This is a genomic window from Streptomyces boluensis, assembly GCF_009908195.1.
Classification (GTDB): Bacteria; Actinomycetota; Actinomycetes; order Streptomycetales; family Streptomycetaceae; genus Streptomyces; species Streptomyces boluensis.
In genome coordinates this window covers 1-1,739 of sequence record NZ_JAAAHS010000680.1, presented here as the reverse complement: position 1 = coordinate 1,739, position 1,739 = coordinate 1, and the positions used below count along the sequence as shown (strand labels likewise).

The following is a 1,739-nucleotide window of genomic DNA, read 5'->3' as shown; positions in this document are numbered from 1 at the left end:
GGTCACCGATGACCGGCGGCGCCCCGGCGCAGGCCGGGCCAAGTGCACCGTGGGGGTGGACCGTTGGCGGCGACGCTCACCGATGTGGCCAGGCAGGCCGGGGTCGCGCTCTCGACCGCGTCCCGCGCCTACAGCGACCCGGCACGGCTCGGGCCCGGCACGCTCCGCAAGGTTCTGACGGCCGCTCAGGAGCTGGGCTACAACCCGGTCGCGGCCCGCCCCACGGCCGCGAGCCCGCAGGGCGCCACCGTGGCCGTGGTGGTCCCCGACATCGCCCACCCCCTCTTCGGCGTCTTCGTCAAGGCGGCCCAGGCGGCCGGGCGGCACCGGCACACCACCGTCGTCCTCGCCGACACCGACTTCCGCCCCGAACGCGAGCGCGAGGTCATCACCCAACTCCGCGACCGCGCCGACGGGTTGCTGCTCTGCACCCCCTGGCTGGAGACCGACGAACTCCTCGAACTGTGCGGCTCCACCCCCGTCGTCCTCGTCAACCGCGAAGCGCCCGGCGCCGACTGCGTGCTCACCGACACCGCCGACGGGGTGCGCCAGGCCTGCGAGCACCTCGCCGCCCTCGGCCACCGCCGGCTCGCGTACGTACAGGGCGAGCGCCGGTCCCGCCTCAACCGCGAGCGCGTCGAACTCGCCCGCACCGCCGCCAAGGAGGCCGGGCTCGACCTCGTACCGCTCGGCTGGCAGGCGCAGACGTACGAGGGCGGCAAGGCCGCCGCGGCCAGCGTCCTCGCCACCGGGGCCACCGCCGTGCTCACCCACAACGACCCGATGGCCCTCGGTGTCGTCGCCGGGGCCCGCGCCCTGGGCGCCCGCGTACCCGAGGACCTCAGCGTCGTCGGCGTGGACGGCATCCCCTTCGCCGAGATCGCCCAGCCCGCCCTGACCACGGTCGCCGTACCGATGGAACGCGCCGGGGGCGAGGCCATCGACCTCCTCGAACTCTCCCTCGGCGGCGCCCGCGCCACCCCGCGCACCGTGACGCTCCCCACCCAACTCGTCGTACGCGACACCACCGGGCCCGCACCCCACGCGTCGTAGACCCGCACCCCACGCGTCGTAGACCCGCACGCCGCTCGGCAAGTACCAGCAAGTCCCGGCAATCCCCGGCAAGTTCAGCTCAGAAGGGCCGCACCTGTGAACACCCATGCCCTGCACACCCATGCCCTGCGCGTCGTCGTCGCCGACCCCAGCATCCTGTCGCAGCGGGAACGCATCGAGGCCCAACTCCCCGAAGGCGCCGCCGTCTCCTGGCCCGACCCGCGGGACCCGGCCGCCGTGGAAGCCGCCGTCGCCGACGCCGATGTGCTGGTCGCCGGTCAGTGCCCCGCGCCCGTCGCCGCCGCGGGCAAGAACCTGCGCCTCGTGCACGCCGCCGGTGCGGGCACCGACGGGATCGACACCGCCGCCCTGCCGCCCGGCACGGTCGTCGCCAACACCCACCACCACGAGAACTCCATCGCCGAGTACGCCCTCGCCTCGGCCGTCCTCCTGCACCGCGGCTTCCTCACCCAGGACGCCGCCCTGCGCCGCGGCACGTGGGACACCCCCGCGTACGATCCCGCCGCCCCCTGGCGGGACTCCCTCGCCGGGTCCACCACCGGGTTCATCGGCTTCGGCCACATCGGACGGATCGCCTGGCAGCGCTTCGGTGCCTTCGGCACCCGCGGTATCGCCGTCACCGGCAGCGGCTCCACGGACGCCGCGGCCGAGGGCCTGGACTGGGC

Annotated in this window: 2 protein-coding genes; both read left to right on the top strand. The window is 75.1% G+C overall.

Annotation, left to right across the window (positions count from 1 at the left end; translation table 11 throughout):
* Nucleotides 1–63: 63 nt before the first annotated feature.
* On the top strand, nt 64–1,053 hold the full coding sequence (locus GUY60_RS37390; protein ID WP_161705949.1) for a LacI family DNA-binding transcriptional regulator: 990 nt from the start codon (nt 64–66) through the stop codon (nt 1,051–1,053).
* 96 nt (nt 1,054–1,149) lie between these two features.
* Nucleotides 1,150–1,739 (top strand): NAD(P)-dependent oxidoreductase (locus GUY60_RS37385; protein ID WP_312866575.1); only part of this gene is annotated, 590 nt, incomplete at its 3' end.